3 protein-coding genes are annotated in these 2,600 nt (G+C 47.5%); all 3 read right to left on the reverse strand.

From position 1 onward, the window contains the following. A partial coding sequence (locus tag KDK19_RS18700; RefSeq protein WP_257292592.1) for a hypothetical protein occupies positions 1 to 797 on the reverse strand: 797 nt, incomplete at its 3' end. A gap of 16 nt (positions 798 to 813) precedes the next feature. Further along, positions 814 to 1,722, reverse strand: a complete 909-nt coding sequence (locus KDK19_RS18705; protein WP_257280190.1) for a cyanophycin synthetase — start codon at positions 1,720 to 1,722, stop codon at positions 814 to 816. After that, the gene (locus KDK19_RS18710) at positions 1,719 to 2,573 is read right to left on the reverse strand and encodes a hypothetical protein (protein WP_257280191.1); all 855 of its coding nucleotides are present in this window, start codon (positions 2,571 to 2,573) and stop codon (positions 1,719 to 1,721) included. The genes KDK19_RS18705 and KDK19_RS18710 overlap by 4 nt, the downstream gene beginning before the upstream one ends. Between the last annotated feature and the right edge of the window lie 27 nt (positions 2,574 to 2,600).

The following is a 2,600-nucleotide window of genomic DNA, read 5'->3' on the forward strand; positions in this document are numbered from 1 at the left end:
GCCATCCGGTCAATAAAAGTTTGTACCAGCTTGAACAGGACAGCCACTGCAATCGCCAGAACCACCATCATCCCACCCAGCTCAAGCAGACTTTCCCTGTTGATGAAATAGAGTGACAGGGTCCAGAAATAACTTTCCAGAAAAAGAAACAGACCATCCGCAAAAAACACCCCACGGGAGCCAAAACTGTCACGAAATCGAAACACTTCTGTGAATCGGGTTAGCGGAGCAGAAAACGCTCGGTCGATTTCAACCACCACCTTCTTTTTCAGGGTGCGGGCAACACCGACTGATGAAATCAGCGCGCTGAGCATAAACAGAATTGAGAAACTTGACTGTTCCAGCAAAACTGCACCCGCCACAATGCCTATTTTAAGCATCACAGCGACCAATATCTGGAAGTTGCCAAAGTGTTGACCGGAATTCCAGCTATGGCTGATGGATTTGAACAACAGTCGTTGAGCCATCCAGTAGAAACAGCCATAAATACCATTCAGAATGGCCAGCAGAATGAGCCCTGTGACTCCGCTCCCTGCTTGCTGCTGAAAGAAAAGTAATCCTGCTACCAGCAGAAGCTCAGTCAAAAACGAGGCCCTGACAGCCCAGACACTCCCTTTGCCAGATCTCAGGTTTTCCCAAACCCGGAGGGTAAAAAGATAAGCTAAACCTGACAGGGCAATAAACAAGGCTATTTCAGTCAGCCGATAACCCTGTTGCCACAATAGAGTAGGCATGAAGAACGGCAACACGCCAACCAGAAACGCGTGGATACCTGAGAACTGAAAAAAGTAATGCACTCCCATCTCTGCTGTCTCAGAAAATATCAGCCTGGGCCACGTGGAGCTTATCGAGCTCCTCAAACACCCCGGAAATATCTTCTTTTTCCCCATATCTGGGGTAGTCGTGCATTTTCACGTAAGGACGGGAGTTCACCTCCAGAAGAATACATTTCTGATCTTCATGACTGTGCTCTATGCCTTTTTCCATGATGATATCGATACCAAGAATATTGGCATCAAAGGTATTCAGCACTTTTTCCATCAGTCGTATATTCTCTTTGGCCACACTGTTGACCGGAATGGTTTCAATGACACCGCCGGGTGCCAGAGCAATTCTATGGAAAAGCTTTACTTGCTGCTGATCAGCCGGAACCGAATTCAGATCATAGCCCTGATTGGCTAAATAGGTTCTGGTTTGTTCGCTTTTCTGAAGCGGGTACATGCAGTCCAAAAGCCCCATCTCCTTTCGAATAGCATTCTCCTGATCGATCAGTGTGTTGATCGAATCCTGACCATTTCCGATCACAAAAGGGGCATAACGCTGAATCACAGACACCACTTCACCTTTCGCCACCAGCACCCGATAGTTTTTTCCTTCCAGATACTCTTCTACAACAGTGGCAGGCCACCAGATTTTGGCCAGCAAAGCCGCTTTCCACAACTCCCGATAATTTCGAATGGGAAAATAGCTGCCTCTTGAGAAACCGCCCACATTGGGTTTAACCACCAGCGGAAAGCCATGCTGCCTGGCAAAACGAACGGCATTCCATGGATTGATGAAGATCTCACCACGGGCATGGGGAATGTCATTTTTACTGAACGCCGTTCTTGCCTGGGCTTTTGAGCGACAGCTCTTGCGTACTTCCAGAGAGTTATACTGAGTGCAGCCATTCATGAATTTCTGGCTGATGTAGCTGTATACCGTTTTCTTGATAAACTTCACAGCACCATCTCCTCTTCGGCCTTGGCTGGCAGCTTTTTAAAATTCAGTCGGTTCAGGAAAAACAGCTTCCTGAAGAAAATGGATTTTCGTTTTCGGGCTTCCGGAATTTCACCGGTCACCAAGGCCAGTTGACGGGTCAACTGACCTGTAAGTCGCAACTTCTCGAAAGCCCCCAGATTCTTGCTCAACAGCACCAGAGGCATAGGCAGGAAGAGATTGATTTCAAAAATCTTGAACTCCCCCTGGACCAAAGCTTCGATGCTGTCAGCCCGGAGACCATAGCGAGCCACTCTGAATGGCCCGGTCTGGCTCAAATGCAAAGCCAGCTGATCGACCTGCTCTCTGTTCAGCTCTCTGGTTTTGTCCAGATAAAAGGTTTCACTGTTGTAAATACCGTTGACAGGATGTGAGTCGTTACTGGTGTTCAGAACCTGAGTCACGGAAAGTGTTTTGAGACACTTTCCAGATTCCAGAGAACAAATCACAAACACTTCAAACTCTCTTTTCCCCTGAGCACTCTCCTGAATCAGGTAGGGCACACTGTCCTGATCACGATTCGCTCTTGCAGCCTCCAACTGAATCTCATTATCGATCCTGATAACCCCGGCAGAGTTCTGTCCCCATTCAGGTTTCAGAAAAACCGGGTAGTGTTCCGGTTTTATGCCGTCAGTATCCAGGCTCTGCTTCAAACGCCACCGTCTGGGAATGAACTGATCCATATCAAGCTTCGAATACAGCCCTTTGGCATCATTGAAGTAATCCGCATTCAACTGAAAAAACAACCAGGGCTTTACTCTTAGTCTCAAGGCTTGCCAGATAAATCCCAAGACCAACAACGTACGAATTATCATAATGACCACTTCCAGTTATAGTGTCCC

The organism is Endozoicomonas sp. ONNA1 (assembly GCF_024606325.1).
GTDB lineage: Bacteria > Pseudomonadota > Gammaproteobacteria > Pseudomonadales > Endozoicomonadaceae > Endozoicomonas_A.